Source organism: Anaerocaecibacter muris (genome assembly GCF_943192945.1).
GTDB lineage: Bacteria > Bacillota > Clostridia > Christensenellales > Pumilibacteraceae > Anaerocaecibacter > Anaerocaecibacter muris.
Genome location: NZ_CALPCE010000005.1, coordinates 65,508 through 88,336, shown reverse-complemented (window position 1 = coordinate 88,336; position 22,829 = coordinate 65,508). Strand labels below are relative to the sequence as shown.

The following is a 22,829-nucleotide window of genomic DNA, read 5'->3' as shown; positions in this document are numbered from 1 at the left end:
AATTAAACTGAAAACGAGTAATCGATCTTACACGAACATAGACAACAACACGCCCGCCGCGACAGCCGATCCGATAACGCCGGCGACGTTGGGTCCCATTGCGTGCATCAACAAGTAATTGTTGGGATCTTCTTTTTGAGCAACGGACTGCGACACGCGCGCCGCCATGGGAACGGCGGACACGCCCGCACTGCCTATAAGCGGGTTGACCTTTCCGTGCGAAATCAAGCACAACAGTTTGCCCATCAACAGACCGCCTATTGTGCCCATAATAAACGCTATCAAGCCGAGCGCGACTATCTTTAACGTATTTAAATCGAGGAACGACGTGCCGACAGCCATAGATCCGACGCTTATTCCGAGGAATATAGTTATTCCGTTCATAAGCCCGTTGCTTGCCGTTTGCGACAGTCTGTCGGTAACCATACACTCTTTAAGCAGATTGCCGAGCATAAGCATGCCCAAAAGCGGTAAAGAATCGGGCAAGATAAGACCACATATCAACGTTATTACTATCGGGAACACGATTTTTTCGCGTTTGGAAACGGGGCGCAACTGCTCCATTTTTATCGCGCGCTCTTTCTTTGTGGTAAGCAATTTCATAATCGGCGGTTGGATTATCGGAATAAGCGCCATATACGAATATGCCGCGACCGTTATTGCCGACAACATACCGCCGTCAACGCCCATTTTTGTTGCGACGTAAATAGAAGTAGGACCGTCCGCGCCGCCTATAATCGCTATAGCCACCGCTTCAAAACCGTTAAAGCCCAACAGTATCGCGCCGAACAACGTTATAAATATACCCAACTGCGCCGCCGCGCCGAGTATAAAACTTTTAGGGCTTGCGATAAGCGGACCGAAATCGGTCATTGCGCCTATACCCAAAAAGATAATCGGCGGGAATATGACCCACTTAACGCCGCGCGTAACGTAATACAAAAATCCGCCCGCTTCGCCCGCCGTCGGCTCTTTCATAAGTATTTTTTCAGCACCGGGGATATTTATAAATAACATCCCGAACGCTATGGGAACAAGCAACAGCGGCTCTTTTTTCAATCCGATACCGACAAAAAGCAAAACGCACGCTATGAGAATCATAACATAATTCTGCCACTCGGATTGATAAAGACCCGTGCTTTTCCACAGGTTTTGCAGCATTTCGACGAAATTCATTTACAGCACCCTACTTTATATACGCAAGGACTGCGCCCGTATCAACGTTGTCGCCTTTTTTGACAACGTAAGTAATAGTTCCGTCCGCAGGCGCGTTGATGTCGTTTTCCATTTTCATGGCTTCGAGAACGACTACTTTCTCGTTCTTTTTAACGACGTCTCCGTCCTTGTGCGCAAGACCGAGTATAAGTCCGGGCATAGGCGCTTTAACGGGCGTGCCGTCGCCCGCCACGGGCTTCGCGACAGGCGCGGGAGCTGCCGCAACAGTGGATATTACGGGCGTAACCTGCCCGTCCGAACCGACCTCTTCCACGTCAACCACATAAGATTTTCCGTTGACCGTAACGTTGAATTTACGCATATATTCCTCCAAAAGAATAATTTATTATTTACGCTTGACGCGTCTGATTACAAATTCCGGTTTTACGTCGCCTTCTTGCGCTTCTCCGTCGTATATCGCCGATATTACGGCGGTTATAACCGCAAATAGCTCCTCGTCCGTTTGTTCGTCGCTATCGGCGGCGGTATCTTGAACGGGCTTGCTTTTTTGCTTGTTGCGCTCGAAAAGTTTATCCTTACTCAACGCCTTGGTTTGGAACAAAAATCCCGTAAGATAAAATATCCCGACAAGCAACAATAAAACAATCAAAACAACCGCAAAACCGATTAAAGCCTTGACAGCCGCTTCTGATATAGGCGTATCGCTCGCCGATAAGAATGCCGATATGTTCATGGCTTACTCCACATGCGCAAGAAGCGCGGCAATAAGATAAGAACGCGTCAAATTGGGTTCTATAACGTTATCGAAATACCCCGACTGCGCAACAACAAGCGCGGCGTTGTTTTCTCCGCCGTAAGAGCTTGCGAGTTTTTGCGCGGCTTTGTCCTTGTCTTTTGCCGATTTGATTTCGTCGGCATACAACAATCGCGCGGCGGCTTCCGATTCGAGCGCGCCCACCTCGGCGTTTTCCCAAGCGATTTTGTATTCGCACGGCGCGACCAAAGCGGTATACGCGCCGCCAATTGCTTTGCCGAAAACTACCGAAAACATATCTACGTCGATAGTATTCACCTGATAAACAAGGTTAGACATTTCGCGTATGAGCGTCGCGTCGTCTCTCGCCTGTTCCGTGCCTACGCAATCGGTAAGGAACACAACGGGACATTCCGCATTTTCGCAAATGTTAAGAAACTCGCTAATCTTAACGCAAGCGTCTGCGGTCAACCGACCGTCGTTCTGCTTTACGTCCGTCGCCACAACGCCGACGGGAATATCGCCGAGCGAGGCAAACCCCGTAACAGCCACGGGCGCAAAGTCGGCGCGAACAGCGAAAAAGCTGTTTTTGTCAAACACTTCTTTTATAACGTCGTTGGCGGAAACGCCCGCTTTTAACCCTTTGCAAACGCGGTTGGCGTCGTCGCCGCTCTTAACCGCGCCGTCGAACACCGACAAAATTTTAACAAGCTCTGCGCGCAAGTCTTTGTCTGTTTTTACAATGCCCGTAACAATACCGTTTTGCGCGGCTTGCTTTGCCGACCCCACGGTCTTGACGTCCGCGCCGTTTTTGGCGGCGAGCACAAGCGGAGATGCCGATGCTATAACGCCGTCGGAATACGCTATTACAAAATCGCTTATCCCCGCGACATACGAAGACAGTCCGAGATTGTTGCCCTTAATAACGGAAATAACGGGGACTTCGCCGTAAGCGACGGTGTACGCGCGCAGTATAGAGCCGTAACCTTCGAGCGCGCCGATACCCTCGGCAAACCTTGCGCCCGCAGTATCCCAAACCGCGATAAGCGGCTTGTCCATGCGCACGGCGTTATTTATAGCGCGAACAATCTTTTTGGCGTTAAGCTCGCCGATTGCGCCCTTCATAACTTTGGAATTAACGGCAAAAAGACAAACGCCCACGTCGTTTACCGAAGCAAACCCGCTGACAACGCCCTCGCCGATAGCTTCCGCCGTATCGGTTTGCGAACATACAAACGCGTCCGTTTCTACGAACGACTGTCCGTCGACGAACGCGTTAATAAATGCAAGAATATCTTTATTTGCCGAGGCGATTTTACTTTTGGTATTCTTTAAGGTTTCCATTTAGACCTCCACGCTTTACGGGTATATTATATCACCGAATAAAAAAAATTTCAACAATAATCAACGATATTTTTGCGCCTATTTTATTTTTATCGCAGCGACTTTAAATGCTCGACTTCCTTTGCCGACAAATACCGCCACTCCCCGCGCGAAAGTCCGCCGAGCCGCAGTCCGCCGATAGCTGTTCGTTTTAAAAACATAACGCGCCGTCCAAGCGATTCTATCATGTTTTTTATTTCGTGGTTTTTACCTTCCGTAACAGTTATTTCCAGTTTGGTTTCATTATTTTCAGTGCCTAAAACCGACACCTGCGCCGCGGCGTACTTAACGCCGTTGTACTCCACGCCCGCGCGCAGTCTTTTTAACTCCGCCTCGGACGGTTCTCCCTCGACGCGCACCGAATAAACCTTTTTAACCATGTTTTTGGGGTGCGTCACGGTGTTGGCAATCTCGCCGTCGTTGGTCAACAGTAACAGTCCTTCCGTGTCGTAATCGAGCCTGCCGACGGGAAAAATACGCTCTTTTAATTTGACAAAGTCGAGTACTGTTTTTCGCCCCTTTTCGTCGTGCACCGTGCAAACGCAACCTTTCGGCTTGTTTAGCATAACGTACACTTTGCGTTGCGCAAGCGCGACCGCACGACCGTCAACTTCCACATAATCGCCGTCTTTGACGTCCGTACCGAGCGCGGTAACCGTTTTGCCGTTTATTCGCACCCGACCGTCGAGCACAAGCTGTTCGCATTTCCGACGGCTGTCTATTCCGCAACCGCTCAAATATTTGTTTATTCGCATAATTTATTACCTTAACTATAATAACCGATAACGCGCCGAAAATCAAGCGTTTTAACAAGTTCGTCGCCGACTATTGACATAAACGCAAAACGGCGAATCGCGCACGCTCGCAACTCGCCGTCAGTTGTTTATCCTTTATAAAGATAGTTCCATTTGCTCACGCCGAACAATCCTTTATGATTGAGTTTTGCGTCGGGTATAACTATCAACGTCATAAACGACAACAGCATAAACGGTTCGATGTTTTTGTTGTAGTCCATTTCGGACAGAGCTTTAAACAATTCGCCGCGAATTTTAAGCGCTGTTTCCGCCGTCGCGTCGGTCATAAGTCCCGCTATTTCCAAAGGAAGCCTGCCTATCAGTCGCCCGTCCTTTACAAGCACAAGTCCGCCGTCCGACGACAGACCGTTGACGGCAAGCAACATATCGCGCGGATTATCGCCCAATACCGTAATATTGTGCGCGTCGTGCCCGACGGTTTGTGCGATTGCACCGTTTTTAAGATTGAACCCGTCCACATAACAATGCCCTATCATGCCGCTCGCGTGGTGGCGTTCTATACAGCACATAAGGTTTAGGTTTTCTCTGCTTTGGGCGGCGACCGTTTCCGTAACGACGGTGTTAGGGAACACGCGCATAATCGGCATGCCCTTTTTAAACTCGAACTCGAAGTCGCGCTCGGTTACGGGCTTGATGTGCACGCTGCCGTATAAAGCGTTTGCCGACGCGGGTTGAGTTTTAAACAGCGGCACGCCGTTTTCCGCAACGACCTTGCCGTGATAGAATACCTTGTCTAATTTCTGCGCGATATTGTCCGAACACAACAGTAAGTCCGCAGAATATCCCGAAGCGATCGCGCCGTGCTTCTTTATGCCGTAAGCCTCGAAAGCATTGAGCGAAGCTATCGTAATGGCGGACACGGGATCGAGCCCGCACTCGACGGCAAGCCTGACGGCGTTGTTAACCGTGCCTATTTCAAACAAATCCTCGACGTTGCGATCGTCGGTGCAGAATAAAAATCTGCGAAGATTGGTTTTGTTTACGGCTTTGACTGTTGTTTTAAGATTTTTGGTCTGACTGCCTTCACGGATAAGCACGTACATGCCCTTGCTAATCTTTTCCAGAACTTCCTCGACGCTCTCGCACTCGTGGTCGGTAAGGATATTGCCGCAAAGATAGGCGTTGAGCGCATTGCCCGACAGCGACGGCGCATGCCCGTCAATAATATCGCGCACACCGAGTTTTTGCATTACATCCGCGTCTGCGCCGATAACGCCGGGATAATTCATCATTTCGCCCAGTCCGAACAAACCGTACTTATCGGCAATATCTTTGACGGCGCGCGCGTCAAGCACGCAACCCGAGCAGTCCTCGGGCGTGGCGGGAACGCATGAAGGCATCATAAACCGCACGTCGGCGGGAATACCTTTTACGTCGTCAATCATGAACTTAATCCCCGCTTCGCCGCAAACGTTGGCAATTTCATGCGGGTCGGCGTTGAACGCCGTCACGCCTCTGGCGACGGCGGCTTTAAGATACTCGCTCGGTCTAATCATGACCGATTCAAAGTGCATGTGCGCGTCGTAAAAAGACGGCATGACATACTTATCCGTTCCGTCTATTTCCGTAACACCCGAATACCGACCGACGCCCGCAATCTTATCGCCGCACACCGCAACGTCGCCGCGGACAAAAACGCCGTTAAAGACGTCCGCGACGTTCGCGTTTTTAATTACTATGTCCGCTTTTACTCGCCCCGAAGCAACATCAATAAGCTGTTTCATGTGATTTTCCTTTGCGAATTTACGCGTTTTGCGCCGTCGGCTTTATTTCCAGAGCGCAATGTTATCGATATTGGCAGGACCGTTATTGCAAACTATTTCCACGGTGTGTTTTCCGTCCTCCAATTCGTCGGATATGAACATGCGTTCCGAACCCGCGTTAATACCGCTCAACGTCACGGTTTCGACCTTTTTGCCGTCGATATAAACGTCAAACCCGCCGTACTCCGGCCTTTATACGCATACACAGCGAACGCAGTGCCGCTGAATTTGAATTTAAGCGTCGCGTTGTTTTTGCCGACATACAAGTGTCCGAAAGTATACAAGCCCGATTCGATTTTCCACTCGCCGTCATACTTAAACATTGCGTTATCGGCTTCAAACACTGTGCCCGCCTTAATATGCGATAATTGAATATACGACATAGCAAACCGTCCGTTGTCAGTTTCGGTAACGGTCAATTTATAGGATTTAAACGTAATGTCCTCGCCGAAATTCAATATTATAAACTTACTGTTATTGTGCGAAATGCCTTTATACTCTTTGGCATATACAGACTTGCCGTCTTCATCGAAAAATTCAAGACTGAACGATTTGGGCGCACCTATATTCGACATTGCCTTTTCCGTCCAGCAGTTCATAGTAAGTCTATTTGCCGTAACGGTTTTACCCATATCGAAATTCATATACAAGGGATTGGATTGCGAAACCCATAAGTCTTTAGCTGTATGAATCCACGTATCCGATTTCCCGTCGATAATGTGCGACAAGTCATACCAACCCTCTTCCACATTGTCTGTCCAAGGTCTGTAATTGGTGTCGGTTATTTCCTCCGCGTCAAAAACTTCTACTTTCTCGCAACTGTTGTCACGCAGGTAGAAATAATCGGAAGTAAACTTTTCGACGGTTTCGACGTAGTTCGCACGGTACGCATTGGCATACGTTACGTTAATCGTTTCTTGCGGATTCTCTATAATATTGCCGTTGCCGTCCACAAGATTGCCGTCCTCGTCGAGAGTGCCCTGCGGCGGAACAAATTGACCGAACCCTACGCCTATATAAGCGTTTGAATTGCCCTTGTGCGTACCTTTCAACACGGCTTTAAAATACAGCCAATCGCCCGCTTCCAGTTGCTCGTAATCGTGATAAGTAGTAGGATCGTTAGGATAGAAATTTGCGTGCGTCGCATCGGTCTTAACGGTAGCGACGCGCGTGTAGTCGGCATCCTCGTTCAGCGCCGTATACAGCGCGCAATCCCAACGCCCGCGCAAAGCTATTCTGTACTTTGCGGTTTCGCCGATGTGTATCTTGCCCTTAACCTCGTAAAAGGTATTGTCGGGCAATAATTCTTTCGACCAAATTTCAGTATTGCCGTTTTGAACGGGATTGACGTTGTCGCCCGTTGTTTTATCGATATAACCCTCGTAATCGGATTCAAACGCGGCTACCGCGCTTTCGGGCGCACTGCCTTCCTCAAACGTATATGTCGTGCGTTCGAGCATGGTTTTGTTCATTTCGTAGGACTGTTTGAATTCGAGCACCAAATCCACGTCGTCAACCGTGAACGCGCCGTCGTCCTTGGTAATTGCCAATGTGACTATAATCTTGCCCGACAAATCTTGCGCGGGATCGGGCGCATACGAATACAACGTGTTGCTCTTTTTGGTAAGAGTTCCGTATTTGGGCGTCATCACGCTTTTTACATAGTACGAAAAACCGTTAGGCAACACAACACTGCCGCTTTCGTACATGCCGTTGTTTTCCTTGTAAGGGCCCAAATCTATTTCAAACGTTTCGTCGTGCTTAATATTATAAGGGCGCATTGTGGTTATGTACTTTTTCTTGCCGTCGTACATATAACTTCTGCCCGTCTGATACACCGACGAAACGGGAACGAACATCGGGTAATCCTTTTGCGTCGTTTTGAGCGAAGAATAGTCGTTACCGTTGCCCGAAAGCGAATACACTTTTGCCAATTCGAGGAAGTACGTCATATTATTATGCGTAACGTCGCCCCATTTTTGGAAATAGTTTAAGCCTCTGCCGCCGAGCGATGCGGATATAAACGCTTCCTGTCCGAAGTTATGCAACAGCGTCGCATACATTGCAAGACCGTTCGTTCCGCCTATATCGCCTCTATTGACTTTGTTCAACGCCCACGGCGCGCTCGTGTAGCAGTTCCAACCGGACATGCCCGACGCGCCGTAAGATCCGATCTGCCGCGCCGCGGAAACATTGGTAAACAACGAATACTCGACAAGCGACAACGCGTTGTTAGTTACCTCGCCGTCGTTGCCGTTGCAACCGTAGCCTTGGAAGTTATGGTTGTATTCGTGCATGTTTCCCCATGCGCCCGACTTGACGAACGAGTTGTAATTGAGCGATCCGCTCATCCAACTGTCGGGACAGTTGACCGCTCGTTGGCTTGGAAACGCAACAGCCGCGCCCGCCGCGACAAACGGATCGTAAAGAAAGACTATACCCTGCCTTGAACGCTGTGTGGAAACAAGCGAAATCTTTTCCCAAAGCACAGCCGCATTGTAAATATTGTCATAACTCGTATTGCCCGCCATGCTCTTTGGACCGGAATGCAACACGCCGTAACTGCGCACTTCGAGGTCAAAATACGGCGCGGAAGATTTAAGGTTTTCCTGATATTCTTCCTGCGTAGTGTAGCCGAGTATAAAATGCGCATAGCGCACGCCCCCCGATACCGTCACCGAGAAAGTGACGTTCTCGTTGCAAACGTATATAGGACCGCCGAGGAACGAACCGACATATCCCGTATAGATTCGTTTGGAGCTGTCGTATACGCAATTTTCTTTATTAAGAACAAAAGTATTCAAAATTACGGGCATGCGGGTAAGTCCGCGCGCCGCCCAAATATTGTTGGCTTTGTGGTTGTAAAGCGCTTGACCGATATGCACGATTATGCCGTCTGTCGCTTCCATATCCGTCTCGGATATTTCTACGGTAATAATTTCGCCCGCGGGCGCGTACATACCGGTTACGTTGTAACCGTCGTAACCGCGCGGCGTGTATGTGAGTTTTTTGATAATTGCAGGCTCGTCGACAGACACGTTGCCGCGATAAAGTCCGTCCGCGCCCGTGTGCTTATACAAATCCCGCCCCGTATCCTCGCCGTTAAGATAAAGGTTGCCGAATTTGTCCATTTTGTTATAAGTGTTTTTCGGATAGCCGTCACTGCCTATGCGCGTATTGATTGTGCACAGATTCCAGTTTTCGTTAATAATTGCGACGCGTTCTTCTTGCGAAAGATTAAGCCCCTTTCCGTACAGAGGATAACCTGTCGGCAATCCGCCGTCCTGCATTTCCGTAGGTATATTGCGAGCAACCGTGCCCAAGTATTCGGCGTTATATCCGACCTTGGTACGGTTTTTGTAGTTGTTTACGAAAGAGCCTTCTTCTATATCGGATTCGGACACAAAAATATTATCCGACGGGCGCGTCATTTGCGCAATGCTGTCGGCAGTGCCCGGAACAAGCCGAGAATCCGGAATCTTATCGCCCTTGCACGATACAAGTATAACGGTAAGGCAAATGACCACCGCCAAAACCGCCGCGGTGACCATAATGATTATTCTGTTTCGCTTTGATAACGGCTTTTTGGTTTTAGTCGCCGCAACGCTATTATTGCCGTTGCGACGTTTTCCGCTGTCGGACGTTTTTTCGGATTTATCAGCTTTTACGCGCGCGGGTTTTTCCGTATTTTTGTCCGCCGCGGCGCGAACGCTAACCGTCACAGCAGTTTCTTTACGGGCGGAGGATTCGGCAGCAACGTCGCCGCGTTTTGCAGGCGCGACCGCGCTTTTAACGGGCTGTTCGGAACGAATAGGTTTAGTCTCCGCCGTCGCCTGTTGCTTTGCCGCCGATACAGGCGTGCGCGCGGGAGTAGGTTTGACAGACTGCGCCGCGGGTTTGTTTGCAGCGGGAGTTACGGCGGTACGAGGCGCGGCGGCTTGTCTTGTCGGAGTAGCTGTTCGCGCAGGCGGCGCGGTACGCGACGTTGCGGAAGCCGTCGGCTTCGTCTGTGCGTCGCGCGCTGTTACGGTTTTAGCAGCAGGCGCAACGGCAGGTTTTGTTGTTGCGGTGTTGCGCGAGGCGGGCTTTGCCGCGGGCGCGGTAGGTTTTACAGGCGTTTTGTTTCTGTTATTATCAGGCAAGATGAAAACTCCTTTCCTATGATGTAGCCGCTCTATCAAGATATTCTATTCAAAACGGCATACAATATAATAGCACATAATTAAAAAATATGCAAAGCAAATCAAAGTCGTTTTTAATTTGTTTTGTCGAGAAAAATAAGCACTGAAAAAGCGATGTTTATTTACATCGCCTTAATAAATTATCGAATTATAGGCAGTTACCGCGAAAACGCGCAGTCCATAAGCCGCATGCACTCTTCAAACATATCGCCGCAATTAAGCACCGTGCAAATATAAGTTTTTTCGTTGCGCGTAGCGGACGACACAAGACATCTGCCCGATTTTTTGGTGAACCCCGTCTTTATCCCGTTTCCGCCCGCATAGTTGTACAGTATTTTGTTTTTGTTGGGGAAATTGCGATCGTAATCGTGATTGTGATAAGGCGTGCGGTGGCGTTTCGTAGATACTATTTCGCGGAAAGTTTCGTTGCGCATGGCATAGTACGAAATAGCGCACAGATCGCGCGCGGTCGTATAATGTTCGTCATGATGCAAGCCGTGCGGGTTCATAAAATTAGTGTTAGACGCTCCCGCCTTATTGGCAGTTTCGTTCATCAGCTTGACAAATCCCTCGACGCTCCCGCCTACCGTCACGGCGAGCGCAACGGCGCAATCGTTGCCCGATTGAAGCATAAGTCCGTACAAAAGATCACGCACCGTTAGCATTTCACCTTTTTGCAAATACAACGACGACCCCTCAACGCCTATAGCTTCGTCTGGAATAGGCACGGGCAAATCGAGCAACGTATAGTTTTCGAGTACGGTTATCGCCGTGCATATTTTTGTAGTGCTTGCAGGCTCGCGGCGCGCGTCGCAGTTTTTACTGTAAATAAGCTCGCCGGTGTCGCCGTCCACAAGCGCCATGGACGTAGCGGTGCTGTAAACTTCCGTACCCGCCGCGCTCGGTGCGGTTTCCGCCTTTATCGGCTTGCCGCACGAACAGCAAATCGCGGCGCACACCGTCGCGAGAACGATTGCCATATACTTTTTGATTTTCATTTCTTTTTCCCGAATATAGAGCCGACGACGTCGGGGACTGTTTCCACAACCTTATCGAACATGCTTTTACTGCCCACATTGAGCATGCGCACGGACTTGCCGTCGCTCACCAAAAAACACACGGGCGAAACGCTCATACCCGCGCCGCTCGCGCCCGCAAACGGATATTCGCTTTGCTGTTTTTGGCTGTACTCGCCGCCGCCCGTAACAATGCCTATGCTTATCTTGCTGATAGGCACGACTGTCGTACCGTCAGGCATGATTATGGGATTACCGACTATAATATCCGCATCGGTCAATGTGCGCATTTTTCCGAACGCGCTGTCCATTATTCGTTCTATCGGGTGTTCCGTGTGTTCACTCGGCAACAGTGTTCGCATACTTATCGCTCCTTTTTCCCGTTCCGCGCAACAGTCTGTTTATCGCCGTTGCGCAAACGGCAACTATAATATCTGCAAAACACAGTGAAAATATGCCGAAAAAGTCGAAATATATACGCTCCGAATCGTATTCGGGCAAAATGGTCACGCTCCCGCCGTCAAATCCGAAAAACGCGCAAGCCTGCGCGTACATTATCCGCATAACGCCCACTACAGTCGCACTTACCGCCGCGTCGCCCGTGCCCACAATCGCGTCGAGTTCCGCCTTGCGCACTCGCACGCGCATAGCTATGCGCCTTGCGCAGTCTATCAAAAACAACTTAAACCTACCCGACTTTTTTTGCGATTTGTCCGTCTTTTCCAATTCTTGCCCGTCTTTGTCAATTTCGTTATGTTCGCCGTTTTTATCGGTCAATTTTTCCAACACCCGACCTATGTCTATCCGCTTGACATAAATCGGTATGCCGAACAACGCGACCTTTATCTTTCCGACATTTCGATCGCTGTCCGCGTACACCGTCGCGCCAAATATTATCGGTAGCGAAATAAAATGCAAACCGAAAACGGCAAGCGCTAAATATATCATATAAATAGTGTTTGCCGTTATCCGATAAATATTTAATATATATAAAGGTTTAAGGTATTGCGAAATCCGCTTTCGCTATGAAATTTATTCCTCGTCGGTCGCGCTCGCCGCTTCGTCCGCGCCGATTAGTTCGACGTCCTCGCCCTCCAAAAAGTCGGGGTTTTCTTCCTGTTTGGCAAAGTTGTAAAGTTCTTCCTCCGTCGGTTCGGGCGCGCTCTCCTCAATCATGCGTATTTTTTCGAGCAATCCCTCCCTGTCGGGTAATTCCGAAACGTCCTCTATTCCGAACCGCTTTAAAAACGTTTCTGTCGTGCCGAAAAGCAACGGCTTGCCGAGCGCATCTTTTCTGCCCGTAATTTCAATAAGGTTGTTTTTAAGCAACGCTTGCAACGCGTAATCGCAATTTACGCCGCGAATATGCTCTATATCGAGGCGAGTTACGGGCTGACGGTACGCTATTATAGACAGCGTTTCCATTGCGGGATTAGACAACGCCTTTTCCTTGATAGGATTAAGAACGCACGACAAAGTATCGGAGTAATCGGGGTTGGACGCGAGCTGTATTTTGCCGTTGTACGAAATCAAATGAATACCCGACTTACCGCCGTATTTTTTTTGCAAACGTTTTACAGAGCTTGTCACCTCGCTCTTTTGCAGTTCCAAAAGGTCGCAAATATCGGTCACTTTAAGTCCGTCGCCCGATACAAACAATAACGCTTCCAGCACGTTATCAATCTTCTCTATTTCCAGCATCACTGTCGTTACTCCTCTTTGTAATGGTAATAGTATCGAAAATTCCCTCTTGTTTAACGCCCACTTCCTGATCTTTGACAAGGTCCAACAATGCGGAAAACGTCGTAACCACTTCGCCTATCGTATAATCCTCGTCAAACAGTTCGTCGAACGTGCACGATTCCACCAAAGTAAATCGGTGCTTTATAAACTCCTTTTTTTGCTCGACCGTAAACGGATCACGGTCTATCTTTTTGACGCGTATAAGCTGTTGCCGCTCGCCGAGCTTGTCGAACATCTTTTTAAGCGCGTTCATAAGCCCGTTGGTGGTCATGTCTTTTAACACAAGCCGAGGCTGACCGACCGACTCGTCGGGCGCGCGGTAGTGCATGTTTAACACTTCCTGTTCGCGCATTTTTTCCGCCGCTTCCTTGTACAGCTTGTATTCCTCCAAGCGGTTAATCAGCTCGGTTTCGGGATCGTCCTCTTGCGCGACGACAGGTTCTTCGGGCTTGGGTAACAGCCTTCTCGATTTGATTTCCAACAGCGTCGCCGCCATGACTATAAATTCCGAGGCTTGTTCCATATCCAATTCGTCAAGCTGTTCCATCGCCGTCAAGTACTGTTCGGTAATGTTGGAAATAAAAATATCCTCGATATTTATCTTTTCGCGCTTGACCAAATCCAACAGCAAATCGAGCGGTCCGTCGTAATTGGACAAAACCACGTGATAACTTTTGCTGTATTGCTCCTCCGCGGTCTGTTCCGCGAACTGTTCGGATAAAACTTCACGTTCCATAAATCACCGTACCGCGCTCAATTAGGTATCATCAACCACCAGAATTTTTGGAACACATACGACACCTTGCCTACGAAAAACCTTAAATACGTGCCCAAAACGTCAAAGTATTCAAACCAATACGGCAATGCAACATAGTCATACGCCATGGAAACTATAAAGCTCAATCCCACCAAGCCCCAAAGTATATACTGACCGTTGGTGCGCATAAACGCGCAAAACCTGTTGCCGCGGCGAGTTAGCGCTTCCACGACGCGAAATCCGTCGAGCGGAAAAATAGGCAGAATATTAAAAAACACAAGCGATAAATTGATCGACGTGAATATAGCAAAAAAGTTCATAAGGTACAAACACAAATTTATAACGCCGACGCTCGCAGCCCCGAACGTCGCGCTTTTGTACGCGTACCACATCAAGCACCACAGCATGACCGACACAAACGCCAAAATCAAGTTCATTATAACGCCCGCGATTGCGACCGTTATAAGCCCCCTGCGGTAATGCTTGAAATTATTGGGATTGACGGGAACGGGCTTTGCATATCCGAACCCGACAAGCATCATCATTATAAACCCTATTAAGTCGAAATGTTTTAACGGATTGAGCGACAATCTGCCCGAATATTTTGCGGTGTAATCTCCGTTCCACTTTGCAACAAGCCCGTGTGCGACCTCATGCAAAACAAGCGCAATGCAAACCGCAACGAGCGTAAATATCAAATATATAAGATAATCGACCGCACTGTCGGCGTATCTTGTAGCAAAAATCATTAAATACCGTCCTCCGAAAACACGTGTATTACGTCGTTGCGCGTCATGTCTTCATAGGTTTGCGGTTTTACCATGTATGCGGATTTTCCGTCCGCAACCGCCACAACGGGCGGCACTGCGTTTCTGTTATAGTTGGACGCCATGGAATAATGATACGCGCCCGTCGATAGCACGGCTATCACGTCGCCCGTATGCAGTTTGGGAAGTTTAATTCCGTCAATAAGTATGTCGCCGCTTTCGCAACATTTGCCCGCTATCGAGTATTCGCAATCGCAAGGCGCGTCAGCCTTGTCCGCGACTACGGCGCGATACTGCGCGTCGTACAACGACACGCGCGGGTTGTCGAACATACCGCCGTCCACAGCCGCATAAGTCTTTATATCTTTTATCGTCTTTATCGCGCCGACCGTGTAAAGCGTAATACCCGCCTCGCCCACAATCGATCGCCCCGGTTCCACGATCAGCCGCGGCGGTTTTATGCCGCGAGAATTAACAGCAGATTTTAGATAGCGCGCCGAATTTGTCATGTACTGTTCGGGCGTTAAAGGCTTGTCCTGCTCTATGTAGTGTATGCCGAATCCGCCGCCGAGATCAAGCCGCTCCACTTCGATACCGAGCGAGTTGAGCTTGACTATAAAATCGGTCATTTTGTCGATCGCTATCTCAAAGGACTGCGGCTCGAATATCTGCGATCCTATGTGACACGCAATGCCTTTAAACGATATATTATCGTAGTTTTTAATCGAGAGAATAATTTGCTCGGCTGTTCCGTCGGCAATGGAAAATCCGAACTTACTGTCGGGCGTGGTGGTCTGAATAAACTTATGCGTGTGCGCTTCCACACCCGGATTTACGCGCACGATTACGTTTTGCGGCTTTTCGGCATGCTTTGAAATTAGCGTCAATTCGTGTTCCGAATCGACAACAAAACACTCAACGCCGCTTTCAATCGCGTATGCGATTTCGCTTTCTGTCTTGTTATTGCCGTGAAAATATATTTTGGCGGGATCCATGCCGCCTTTGATAGCCGTATACAATTCTCCGCCCGATACGACGTCCGCGCCCAAACCGAGCGGAGCGAGGATAGAATATATCCCCGCGCAACAGAACGCCTTGGAAGCATAGCATACCGTAAAATCGGGATACTCGCGCCGCAACACGTCCACGTATGCCGCCGCCGTATTTTTTGCGCGGTTCACATCGAAAACGTATAAAGGCGTGCCGTATTTTTCGGCAAGCTCGCTCGCAAAACACCCGCCGACGACCAAACGCCCGCGGTTTATCGTAAGATCTCCGAACGGCGCAAGCGCTTTTTCGGATTGAGTTTTACTCTTCGTCATCGTCGTCTTCCGGAAGATTTGCGTTGTGATAAACGTTTTGAACGTCGTCGTCCTCGTCGAACATGTCGAGCATACGCCGAATTTTCGCTTCCGTGTCCGCGTCCACATCGACGGTAGATGCGGGAACCTGTTGAACTTCCGACGAAATTATAGTACGCCCCGCTTTTTCAAGCCCGTCGCGCACAACCGCGAGCGCACTCGGCGCGGCGGAAATATAGTATTCGGTTTCCGAACTGTCAAAATCGTCCGCGCCCATTTCGAGCGCAAGCATCATAATTTCCTCGTCGTCGTCGCCCTGCTGTTTTGCGATAGTGACAACTCCCTTGGATTCAAACATGTACGAAACGCAATTAGTCGTGCCGAGCGATCCGCCGCACTTGTCGAATATATGCCGAACAGCCGCCGCAGTGCGGTTCTTGTTGTCGGTAAGCGTTTCGACGATAACAGCCACGCCGCCGTTGCCGTAACCCTCGTAAGTAATAGCGTCGTAAACTACGTTGCTTTCCTCACCGCTCGCCTTTTTTATGGAACGGGTAATATTGTCGTTGGGCATATTCGCCGCGCGAGCTTTGGCTATAACGTCGCGCAAGCGCGGATTGTTATTTGGATCGGGTCCGCCGCTCTTAACCGCTACCGCAAGCTCTCTGCCTATTTTGGTAAACACGTTGGCGCGCGCCGCGTCCGTTTTGCCCTTTTGACGTTTAATAGTTGCCCATTTGCTGTGTCCCGACATATAAATTTCTCCAAATTATTATTAAATTACTGTGTTATATACAATATCGCAATACGCGTATTTATCGGTATTATACAATACGCCGCCGTTGCTTGTCAATTATTTTACGGCATACCGCATTGCGAACATCATTACGCTTGCCGCAACCGCCGCGTTAAGCGACTCCATATTGTTTTGCGGCAAAGCCATAAGCCCGTCCGCCATTGCGATAATTTGCCCGTCTACGCCGCTCGCCTCGTTGCCGACGACGATGCAATATTTGCCGGCGCGCTTGGACTCGAACACGTTTTGCCCGCGCATGTCCGCAACTATCAGTTTATATCCTGCCGCTTTAAGCTCGCTCGGCGGAATATCTATGCCCGCGCGACACTTGACCGCTGCCGACATAGCGCTTCTTATCACTTTGGGCGAATACATGTCCGCGCAGTTGTTAAGGACAATGTCGTAACCGCACGCGACAGCCGTGCGCAATATTGTGCCGACGTTACCGGGGTCGCGCACTCTGTCGAGCAATATGCACCGTTCGCCGTTCGGGAATTGCGATTTCGGTATGCGGTGTACGGACATAACGCCTTGACTGCTGTCCGTTTCCGTTAATTTTTCAAACACGCCGTCTGAAAACACGGTAATATCGTAATCGGTAAAGCTATCGCCGCGCGATTTATACGCAGTTTCGCTCAACGCGACAAAACGCACAAGATCGGGGCGCGCGGCACAACTGTCGAGCACGTTTTTAAAGCCTTCCACAAAAAATTCGCCATACTCGTCACGGTATTTTTTTTGTTTCAGCTTGCATATACGCTTAACCGTTTTATTGTCCGTCGAGGTAATTACTTCCATTATCGCTCCCAAAAACAAAAAGAGCGCAAAACGAATTGCGCTCTTGATTTTTTATTTGCCGACTGCTTTTGCGGCGGTCTGCGCGAGCGCCTTAAACGCCTCTGCGTCGTTTACCGCCAATTCCGCAAGAACTTTGCGGTTGAGGTTAATGCCGGACGCTTTGAGCCCGTGCATAAACTTGGAATATGACAGCCCGTTGATGCGCGCCGCGGCGTTGATACGAGTAATCCACAACGAACGGAAATCGCGCTTTTTGAGGCGTCTGCCGATATATGCGTACATCTGCGATTTCATAACCGCTTGACGCGCAATGCGGTACGAACGCGATTTGGATCCGAAATATCCCTTGGAAAGTTTAAAAATCTTTCTGCGCTTTTTAACTGCGTTTACTGCTCTTTTAATTCTCATAATAGCCTCCCGTTACTTCTGCGCCATATTGCGTATAGTTTTTTCTTGCTTGGTCGATTTGAGATACGCGCCCTGACGCAATCTCATAATGCGCTTTCTCGGTTTTTTGTTGAGAATGTGGTTTTTACCCTGTTGCGCACGTTTCACTCTGCCGTTGGCGGTTACGCGAAAACGCTTTTTCGCGCCGCTGTGGCTTTTCATTTTAGGCATAATATTGTCCTCCGAAAAAATTTATTTACTTATTTTGCATTAATCGGCACAAGATTCATGATAATGCTTCTGCCGTCAACCGCGGGTTTGCGTTCGATTGTCGCAATGTCTTTAACGGTTTCAAAAAAGGAATACATGATGTCCACGCCCATTTGCGGCCGAGCCATTTGTCTGCCGCGCATACGTATCGACACTTTTACTTTATCCCCGTCCGTCAAGAATTTTCTCGCTTGTTTGGATTTGGTATTTATGTCGCCCGTGTCTATCGTAATAGACAAGCGTATTTCCTTTATGTCCGCCTTTTTCTGGTTCTTTTGCGCGTCCTTTGCCTTTTTTGCCGTATCGAACCGATACTTGCCGTAATCCATTATTTGGCATACGGGCGGTTGCGCATTGGGAGTAATCATAACAAGGTCGAGTCTGCGTTCGTCGGCAAGACTTTTTGCCTGACTTGCGCGCATGATACCAAGCATCGCACCTGTTTCATCTTTAACTCTTACGTCGAGGTTATCTGAAATCCCGTCGTTTGTTATAAGCTCTTTAAAAATAGTAGGCGTCCTCCTGAATAAAAAAAATTGCGAGCTAAACAGAATTTAACTCACACTCAAAACGCTGATTATTTTGATTGATTGACCGTTCCGAGTAATCCCGAACGGTGAGATTAAATCTGCTTGCCTGTTTATTATAAGGCATTACACATTCAAAGTCAAACGTTTTGAACGAGTTTGCATAAAATTTTTTACCTTAAATTTTCGTGAATAAAAGCACGAAAGAAAAAAAAGACTAACAACAATATTTCGTTTCACGAGGTGAACCATGAAAAAAATTATCACTCTTGCAACCGTGTGCGCACTGTCCTCCGCCATGCTGTGCGGCTGCGCAAAACCTGCGCATAACGTTGACTATCGCGCCCTGCCCGAAGAACCTACGACGCGCACGGAACAACACGAAACGCAAACGCCATCCGACGGCTTTTCGCACGACATCAACATCAAGATCGACGGCAATACCGTTGACGAATTTTTCGGCGCGGACGAGTACAAGCCGATTATACACGGCATGCGCCGCATGTTCAGACAGCCCGTTGTCGGCACGTACACCGTCGAGTATATCCATGCGCCTTACGGAATAGAGCGCGACGAAACGCTCGACTTTAATCTGACGATCAACGACGACAATACTTTTACGCTTAAAATAGTTTCCAAAGGAGTCGAGTCCAACCATTACGGACGTTGGTACACTCGCGGTCGCGAAATCATGATGTTTTATGACGATCCTATCGAACAGCCCGAACACAACGTTTACGTTGCGGACAGCATGTACGGCGAACTTTTGCCGGGCGGCAAGATTTTGGTTTACGAAAACTGTCACACCGTAATATTATCGCAACCGCTCGCAACGCCTTACGAAAAGTAATTACGCCGCACAGATATAACAAATAAGCACGCAAACCGCCGCAGAATACAAAATTACGGCGGTTTTTCCTTTGTTCATCATAAAATACCCGCTCGCGCAGAACATTACGGGATAACATAAAAACACCGCCGCGGATGTTTTTACGGTAATTACCGTAAACGGCACGGCAGCTATGCCCTGCGCCGCATAATCGAGTGCGACGAGCAAATATTTACTCGCATGCAAAATCCCGCCGCAATACGGTATGGCGGCTATCGGCAATGTAGCGACCAAAGTTATAAACACAACCGATACAAACGGCAGCAATATTACGTTAGCAATAACGGACAGCAACTGTATTTGTCCGAAAAAATACGTTTGCACGGGCGTAACCGCTACCGATACGGATACCGACGCGCCTATCCCGCTCGCAATTTTGTTGTGCGCGCCGCGCTTTGCCATAAACAGCCTTATCGAATTGGCGAACAATGCAATTCCGAAAATTGCGGCGAAACTCAATAAAAATCCCGCGTCGAATAAGTACATAGGTTTTACGGCGAGAATAAACGAAAACGCGCAAAGCAACGACGACAGCAAATCTTTGCGTCCGCCCACGAAAACTGCGAACCCCGAAATCACAGCCATAATCACGGCGCGCACCACGGACGGCGAAAAATCGGCAAGCACGGTATAGCCCGCAATCGCCGCCAAGATTATGGGAAATCTGACTTTTTTGCTCAATCTATACAATACAAAATTCAAAACAAATATCAAAAAGCCTATATGCAAGCCCGAAACAGCCATAATATGCCCCAAGCCCGCCGCGGTAAAATAGTCCTTGATTTCCCCGTCGAGCGCATATTTATCGCCCGTCAACATGGAAAACGCGATATTTCCGTACTTTTCGCCCATATTTTCAACAAGCAGTTCGCGCAACCCCGCCGTAAATTTTTCCAACGCGCTCGGCGCGCCGAAAACAACCGACAGCGCGTCGCCGCGAACCGATACGTTATATCTTATATTAGTGCGATACGCATTGCCGTTAATCCGAAAACCCGAAATCAGCTTGACGTGCCGCACACTTGCCTCGAAACTCAATTTATCGCCCGTCGCGACGTGTTCCGCCGCATTGTTTTCGGCAGGCAACACCGTAACGCGCATTTTTCCGACTACGGGCTTGCCGTTCAAATACAAATCCTCGATAACAAACTTGTAATCGCCCGACGAAAAATCGACCGCGCACACCCTGCCGAGCACCGAACAGTTCCCGTTATACGCCTCGCCTGTTCTCCAATCGTCTGCGGTATACGCGCCAACGGCAAAAGCGCTTATTCCGAGCACAAAAGACAACGCCGCCGCGACGGCATAGCGCAATTTCGTTCTTTTGGTTATATATTTGTATATGACCATTATTGTGATAAACACTATCGTCGCGGTATATGCGCTTGCAAATACCGTCCCGACAATATAGTTTAATGAATAAACATATACACAAAACACCGCCGCGCCGACAGACAGCGCAACGACAATAAACGTTCTGAAATTAACAGGCGATCCCGCCATATCAATTCATTGTTACCGAACGTATAAATTCGGGCGCTTTTAGCGAACCGATTATCGATTCGGACGAAGTTCCGTCGGCAATAAGCGCGTCGGACAGCGCACGGGCGCGCTCGATTATTGCGTTGTCTATCTGCAAAGTGCCGCTTCCGTGCTGACGAAGTCCCACAAAGTCGCCCGCGCCGCGCAAATTAAAATCAAGCTCGGACACAGAAAATCCGTCCTTCAAGCCACAAAAATCTTTTAACCGCGCGTCGCTTTCGGGCGTGCCGTTTTCGCTTATCAAAAAACAATAGGACTCCTTAACGCCGCGCCCCACTCTGCCTCGAATCTGATGCAACTGCGCAAGCCCGAACCGCTCCGCATCGTAAACAACGACGGTAGTAGCTTCCGGAACATCTATGCCCACTTCCACAACGGTAGTGGAAACCAAAATTTTTATCGCACCCGATTTAAATGCCGACATAACTTCGTTTTTTTCGGCGTCTTTCATTTTGCCGTGAACGCACCCGACAAGCGGCGCGAGCGCAGAATTTTTAAGGCGTTTATAAATATCGTCCACGCCCGTAACGTCGTCGTCGCCGCCATCTATGCGCGGACAAATAATATACGTGCGCTCGTCCGCGGCGGCTTTTTTGCCTATATAGTCGTACATGTCGCCGATTTTGACCGACGGAACGACGGAAGTATGTATTTTCGGGCGGTTTGCGGGTAGCTCGCGTATTTCGGTCTGTTGTAACTCGCCGTACAGCGACAGCGCGAGCGTGCGCGGGATAGGAGTCGCCGTCATGACTATCATGTCTGTTTTATTGCCCTTGCTTTCGAGTTTGGCGCGCTGATTGACGCCGAACCGCTGTTGTTCGTCAACTATCACAAGCCGCAAATTTTTATATTCTATGCAATCGCCTATAAGCGACTGCGTGCCGACTATACAGCTTGCATTGCCGTACTTGATGTTGAACATCGCTTCTTCTTTTTGACGCGCGTTCATGGACGCGCATAAAAGCTGTGTTTTTACGCCCAACGGCTCCAAGATTTTGACCATAGTCGCATAATGCTGGCGCGCAAGCACTTCCGTAGGCGTCATTATAGCCGACTGGCAACCGCACTTTGCGGCATAAAACATTGCAAGCATGGCGACCACTGTCTTTCCGCAACCGACCTCGCCTTGCACAAGCATATTGGCGAGCTTGTCCGATCGCAATGCCGAAATAATTTCCCGCGCGGCGGCAACCTGTTCCGCAGTGAGCGAATACGGCAAACCTTTTATAAAATCGTTTATAACGGACGGCGGCGCAGAGTAAACGAAGTCGCGCCGATCGTCTTTCAACAATCGATACGAAGTAATTACGTAACAAAGATTTTCCACCGCGACCGACCTTTTGCAATCGGCAAGTTCCGCCCTGTTGCGCGGCGCATGAACGCCCTGCAACGCTTTTTGCAACGGGATAAGCCCGTATCGCTCGGCAAGCCGCGACGGGATATAACTGTTGACCTTGACGTTATCGAGCGCGGTTTTAACCGCCGCGGCAAACGTGCGCGACGGAATAGTCGTTTTATAAACGGGAATAACGCCGTCGTCGCCGTCCTGCGGCGTCAATAATGTCGGGTTCGTAAGCTGAACGGAGTTTTTAAACTTTTTTACTTTTCCTACAACATATACTCTGCTTCCGAGCTGCAAATTGCGCGCGGCGAACGGCTGATTAAACCACGAACACCGCACAAGCACGCCGTTATTTTGCACCGTACAATTAACGACGTTTAGCCCGCGCCGAATAAAAGACCGCTTTGCGGGCGAAACGACATCGCCGACAAACGATATTTCCTCGCCGTCGCGCACTCTGCCGTCAATCGCAGTATCGCAAAAAACGTACTTATCGGGAAAACGCAACAGCAAATCGGACGGAGTATAAATCCCCATCTCGTTAAGCGCTTGCAAACGCTTTGCGCCTATGCCTTTTATCTCCGAAAGTTCCAATATCCGAGCGTTAATCGTAAAAAGCCGT

The 22,829-nt window shown here is 49.1% G+C and carries 23 protein-coding genes; 1 reads left to right on the top strand and 22 read right to left on the bottom strand.

The features are described from left to right. Positions 1-27 precede the first annotated feature (27 nt). From NFR57_RS06010 to infC, 20 genes are all read right to left on the bottom strand, one after another. Positions 28-1,176: a sodium ion-translocating decarboxylase subunit beta gene (locus NFR57_RS06010; RefSeq protein ID WP_251182937.1), complete on the bottom strand. Its 1,149-nt coding sequence runs from the start codon at positions 1,174-1,176 to the stop codon at positions 28-30. 10 nt (positions 1,177-1,186) lie between these two features. After that, on the bottom strand, positions 1,187-1,537 hold the full coding sequence (locus NFR57_RS06005; RefSeq protein WP_251182936.1) for a biotin/lipoyl-containing protein: 351 nt from the start codon (positions 1,535-1,537) through the stop codon (positions 1,187-1,189). 24 nt (positions 1,538-1,561) lie between these two features. Further along, positions 1,562-1,909: an OadG family transporter subunit gene (locus NFR57_RS06000; protein ID WP_251182935.1), complete on the bottom strand. Its 348-nt coding sequence runs from the start codon at positions 1,907-1,909 to the stop codon at positions 1,562-1,564. 3 nt (positions 1,910-1,912) lie between these two features. Then, positions 1,913-3,274 carry a carboxyl transferase domain-containing protein gene (locus NFR57_RS05995; protein WP_251182934.1) on the bottom strand — a complete coding sequence of 454 codons (1,362 nt, stop codon included), beginning with the start codon at positions 3,272-3,274 and terminating at the stop codon, positions 1,913-1,915. A gap of 89 nt (positions 3,275-3,363) precedes the next feature. Next, entirely contained in the window at positions 3,364-4,068 is a 705-nt protein-coding gene (locus tag NFR57_RS05990) for a pseudouridine synthase (protein WP_251182933.1), read from the bottom strand. Between the two features lie 128 nt (positions 4,069-4,196). Then, a complete protein-coding gene (gene ade / locus NFR57_RS05985; RefSeq protein WP_251182932.1) occupies positions 4,197-5,852 on the bottom strand; it encodes an adenine deaminase in 1,656 nt (551 codons plus the stop codon). 42 nt (positions 5,853-5,894) lie between these two features. Beyond that, complete coding sequence (locus NFR57_RS08740) at positions 5,895-6,023, bottom strand: hypothetical protein (protein WP_275557184.1); 129 nt, start codon at positions 6,021-6,023, stop codon at positions 5,895-5,897. A gap of 2 nt (positions 6,024-6,025) precedes the next feature. Then, positions 6,026-10,033 carry a M60 family metallopeptidase gene (locus tag NFR57_RS05980; protein WP_251182931.1) on the bottom strand — a complete coding sequence of 1,336 codons (4,008 nt, stop codon included), beginning with the start codon at positions 10,031-10,033 and terminating at the stop codon, positions 6,026-6,028. 197 nt (positions 10,034-10,230) lie between these two features. After that, positions 10,231-11,070, bottom strand: a complete 840-nt coding sequence (locus NFR57_RS05975; protein ID WP_251182930.1) for a D-alanyl-D-alanine carboxypeptidase family protein — start codon at positions 11,068-11,070, stop codon at positions 10,231-10,233. Beyond that, positions 11,067-11,450 carry a spore germination protein GerW family protein gene (locus NFR57_RS05970; protein WP_251182929.1) on the bottom strand — a complete coding sequence of 128 codons (384 nt, stop codon included), beginning with the start codon at positions 11,448-11,450 and terminating at the stop codon, positions 11,067-11,069. Before NFR57_RS05970 ends, NFR57_RS05975 begins: the two co-directional genes overlap by 4 nt. Then, positions 11,428-12,036, bottom strand: coding sequence for a hypothetical protein (locus NFR57_RS05965; protein ID WP_251182928.1), 609 nt, complete (start codon positions 12,034-12,036; stop codon positions 11,428-11,430). The genes NFR57_RS05970 and NFR57_RS05965 overlap by 23 nt, the downstream gene beginning before the upstream one ends. Before the next feature lie 84 nt (positions 12,037-12,120). Beyond that, positions 12,121-12,789, bottom strand: a complete 669-nt coding sequence (gene scpB / locus NFR57_RS05960) for an SMC-Scp complex subunit ScpB (RefSeq protein WP_251182927.1) — start codon at positions 12,787-12,789, stop codon at positions 12,121-12,123. Next, positions 12,767-13,567, bottom strand: coding sequence for a segregation and condensation protein A (locus tag NFR57_RS05955; protein ID WP_251182926.1), 801 nt, complete (start codon positions 13,565-13,567; stop codon positions 12,767-12,769). The genes scpB and NFR57_RS05955 overlap by 23 nt, the downstream gene beginning before the upstream one ends. 17 nt (positions 13,568-13,584) lie before the next feature. Beyond that, positions 13,585-14,337: a site-2 protease family protein gene (locus NFR57_RS05950; RefSeq protein WP_251182925.1), complete on the bottom strand. Its 753-nt coding sequence runs from the start codon at positions 14,335-14,337 to the stop codon at positions 13,585-13,587. Then, complete coding sequence (gene lysA, locus NFR57_RS05945; protein WP_251182924.1) at positions 14,337-15,677, bottom strand: diaminopimelate decarboxylase; 1,341 nt, start codon at positions 15,675-15,677, stop codon at positions 14,337-14,339. The genes NFR57_RS05950 and lysA overlap by 1 nt, the downstream gene beginning before the upstream one ends. Beyond that, complete coding sequence (locus tag NFR57_RS05940) at positions 15,664-16,410, bottom strand: YebC/PmpR family DNA-binding transcriptional regulator (protein WP_251182923.1); 747 nt, start codon at positions 16,408-16,410, stop codon at positions 15,664-15,666. The genes lysA and NFR57_RS05940 overlap by 14 nt, the downstream gene beginning before the upstream one ends. A 99-nt stretch (positions 16,411-16,509) precedes the next feature. Beyond that, the gene (locus tag NFR57_RS05935; protein ID WP_251182922.1) at positions 16,510-17,250 is read right to left on the bottom strand and encodes a TrmH family RNA methyltransferase; all 741 of its coding nucleotides are present in this window, start codon (positions 17,248-17,250) and stop codon (positions 16,510-16,512) included. 51 nt (positions 17,251-17,301) lie between these two features. After that, entirely contained in the window at positions 17,302-17,661 is a 360-nt protein-coding gene (rplT, locus tag NFR57_RS05930; protein WP_438848278.1) for a 50S ribosomal protein L20, read from the bottom strand. Positions 17,662-17,670: 9 nt separating this feature from the next. Further along, positions 17,671-17,868, bottom strand: a complete 198-nt coding sequence (gene rpmI, locus NFR57_RS05925) for a 50S ribosomal protein L35 (RefSeq protein WP_251182920.1) — start codon at positions 17,866-17,868, stop codon at positions 17,671-17,673. A gap of 29 nt (positions 17,869-17,897) precedes the next feature. Beyond that, positions 17,898-18,386, bottom strand: a complete 489-nt coding sequence (gene infC / locus NFR57_RS05920; RefSeq protein WP_338022272.1) for a translation initiation factor IF-3 — start codon at positions 18,384-18,386, stop codon at positions 17,898-17,900. Between the two features lie 298 nt (positions 18,387-18,684). Here infC and NFR57_RS05915 point away from each other — a divergent pair, with 298 nt between their 5' ends. After that, positions 18,685-19,284: a hypothetical protein gene (locus NFR57_RS05915; RefSeq protein WP_251182919.1), complete on the top strand. Its 600-nt coding sequence runs from the start codon at positions 18,685-18,687 to the stop codon at positions 19,282-19,284. On the opposite strand, the gene NFR57_RS05910 is transcribed toward NFR57_RS05915, so the two are convergent. Then, positions 19,285-20,826, bottom strand: coding sequence for a ComEC/Rec2 family competence protein (locus NFR57_RS05910; protein WP_251182918.1), 1,542 nt, complete (start codon positions 20,824-20,826; stop codon positions 19,285-19,287). A gap of 1 nt (position 20,827) precedes the next feature. Next, positions 20,828-22,801: an ATP-dependent DNA helicase RecG gene (locus NFR57_RS05905; protein WP_251182917.1), complete on the bottom strand. Its 1,974-nt coding sequence runs from the start codon at positions 22,799-22,801 to the stop codon at positions 20,828-20,830. Positions 22,802-22,829: the final 28 nt, after the last annotated feature.

What these genes read in the sequence shown, in the direction of transcription:
- NFR57_RS06010 (WP_251182937.1), bottom strand. Translation starts at nt 1,176, where the DNA reads ATGAATTTCGTCGAAATGCTGCAAAACCTGTGGAAAAGCACGGGTCTT.
- NFR57_RS06005 (WP_251182936.1), bottom strand. Translation starts at nt 1,537, where the DNA reads ATGCGTAAATTCAACGTTACGGTCAACGGAAAATCTTATGTGGTTGAC.
- NFR57_RS06000 (WP_251182935.1), bottom strand. Translation starts at nt 1,909, where the DNA reads ATGAACATATCGGCATTCTTATCGGCGAGCGATACGCCTATATCAGAA.
- NFR57_RS05995 (WP_251182934.1), bottom strand. Translation starts at nt 3,274, where the DNA reads ATGGAAACCTTAAAGAATACCAAAAGTAAAATCGCCTCGGCAAATAAA.
- NFR57_RS05990 (WP_251182933.1), bottom strand. Translation starts at nt 4,068, where the DNA reads ATGCGAATAAACAAATATTTGAGCGGTTGCGGAATAGACAGCCGTCGG.
- ade (WP_251182932.1), bottom strand. Translation starts at nt 5,852, where the DNA reads ATGAAACAGCTTATTGATGTTGCTTCGGGGCGAGTAAAAGCGGACATA.
- NFR57_RS05975 (WP_251182930.1), bottom strand. Translation starts at nt 11,070, where the DNA reads ATGAAAATCAAAAAGTATATGGCAATCGTTCTCGCGACGGTGTGCGCC.
- NFR57_RS05970 (WP_251182929.1), bottom strand. Translation starts at nt 11,450, where the DNA reads ATGCGAACACTGTTGCCGAGTGAACACACGGAACACCCGATAGAACGA.
- NFR57_RS05965 (WP_251182928.1), bottom strand. Translation starts at nt 12,036, where the DNA reads ATGATATATTTAGCGCTTGCCGTTTTCGGTTTGCATTTTATTTCGCTA.
- scpB (WP_251182927.1), bottom strand. Translation starts at nt 12,789, where the DNA reads ATGCTGGAAATAGAGAAGATTGATAACGTGCTGGAAGCGTTATTGTTT.
- NFR57_RS05955 (WP_251182926.1), bottom strand. Translation starts at nt 13,567, where the DNA reads ATGGAACGTGAAGTTTTATCCGAACAGTTCGCGGAACAGACCGCGGAG.
- NFR57_RS05950 (WP_251182925.1), bottom strand. Translation starts at nt 14,337, where the DNA reads ATGATTTTTGCTACAAGATACGCCGACAGTGCGGTCGATTATCTTATA.
- lysA (WP_251182924.1), bottom strand. Translation starts at nt 15,677, where the DNA reads ATGACGAAGAGTAAAACTCAATCCGAAAAAGCGCTTGCGCCGTTCGGA.
- NFR57_RS05940 (WP_251182923.1), bottom strand. Translation starts at nt 16,410, where the DNA reads ATGTCGGGACACAGCAAATGGGCAACTATTAAACGTCAAAAGGGCAAA.
- NFR57_RS05935 (WP_251182922.1), bottom strand. Translation starts at nt 17,250, where the DNA reads ATGGAAGTAATTACCTCGACGGACAATAAAACGGTTAAGCGTATATGC.
- rpmI (WP_251182920.1), bottom strand. Translation starts at nt 17,868, where the DNA reads ATGCCTAAAATGAAAAGCCACAGCGGCGCGAAAAAGCGTTTTCGCGTA.
- NFR57_RS05915 (WP_251182919.1), top strand. Translation starts at nt 18,685, where the DNA reads ATGAAAAAAATTATCACTCTTGCAACCGTGTGCGCACTGTCCTCCGCC.
- NFR57_RS05910 (WP_251182918.1), bottom strand. Translation starts at nt 20,826, where the DNA reads ATGGCGGGATCGCCTGTTAATTTCAGAACGTTTATTGTCGTTGCGCTG.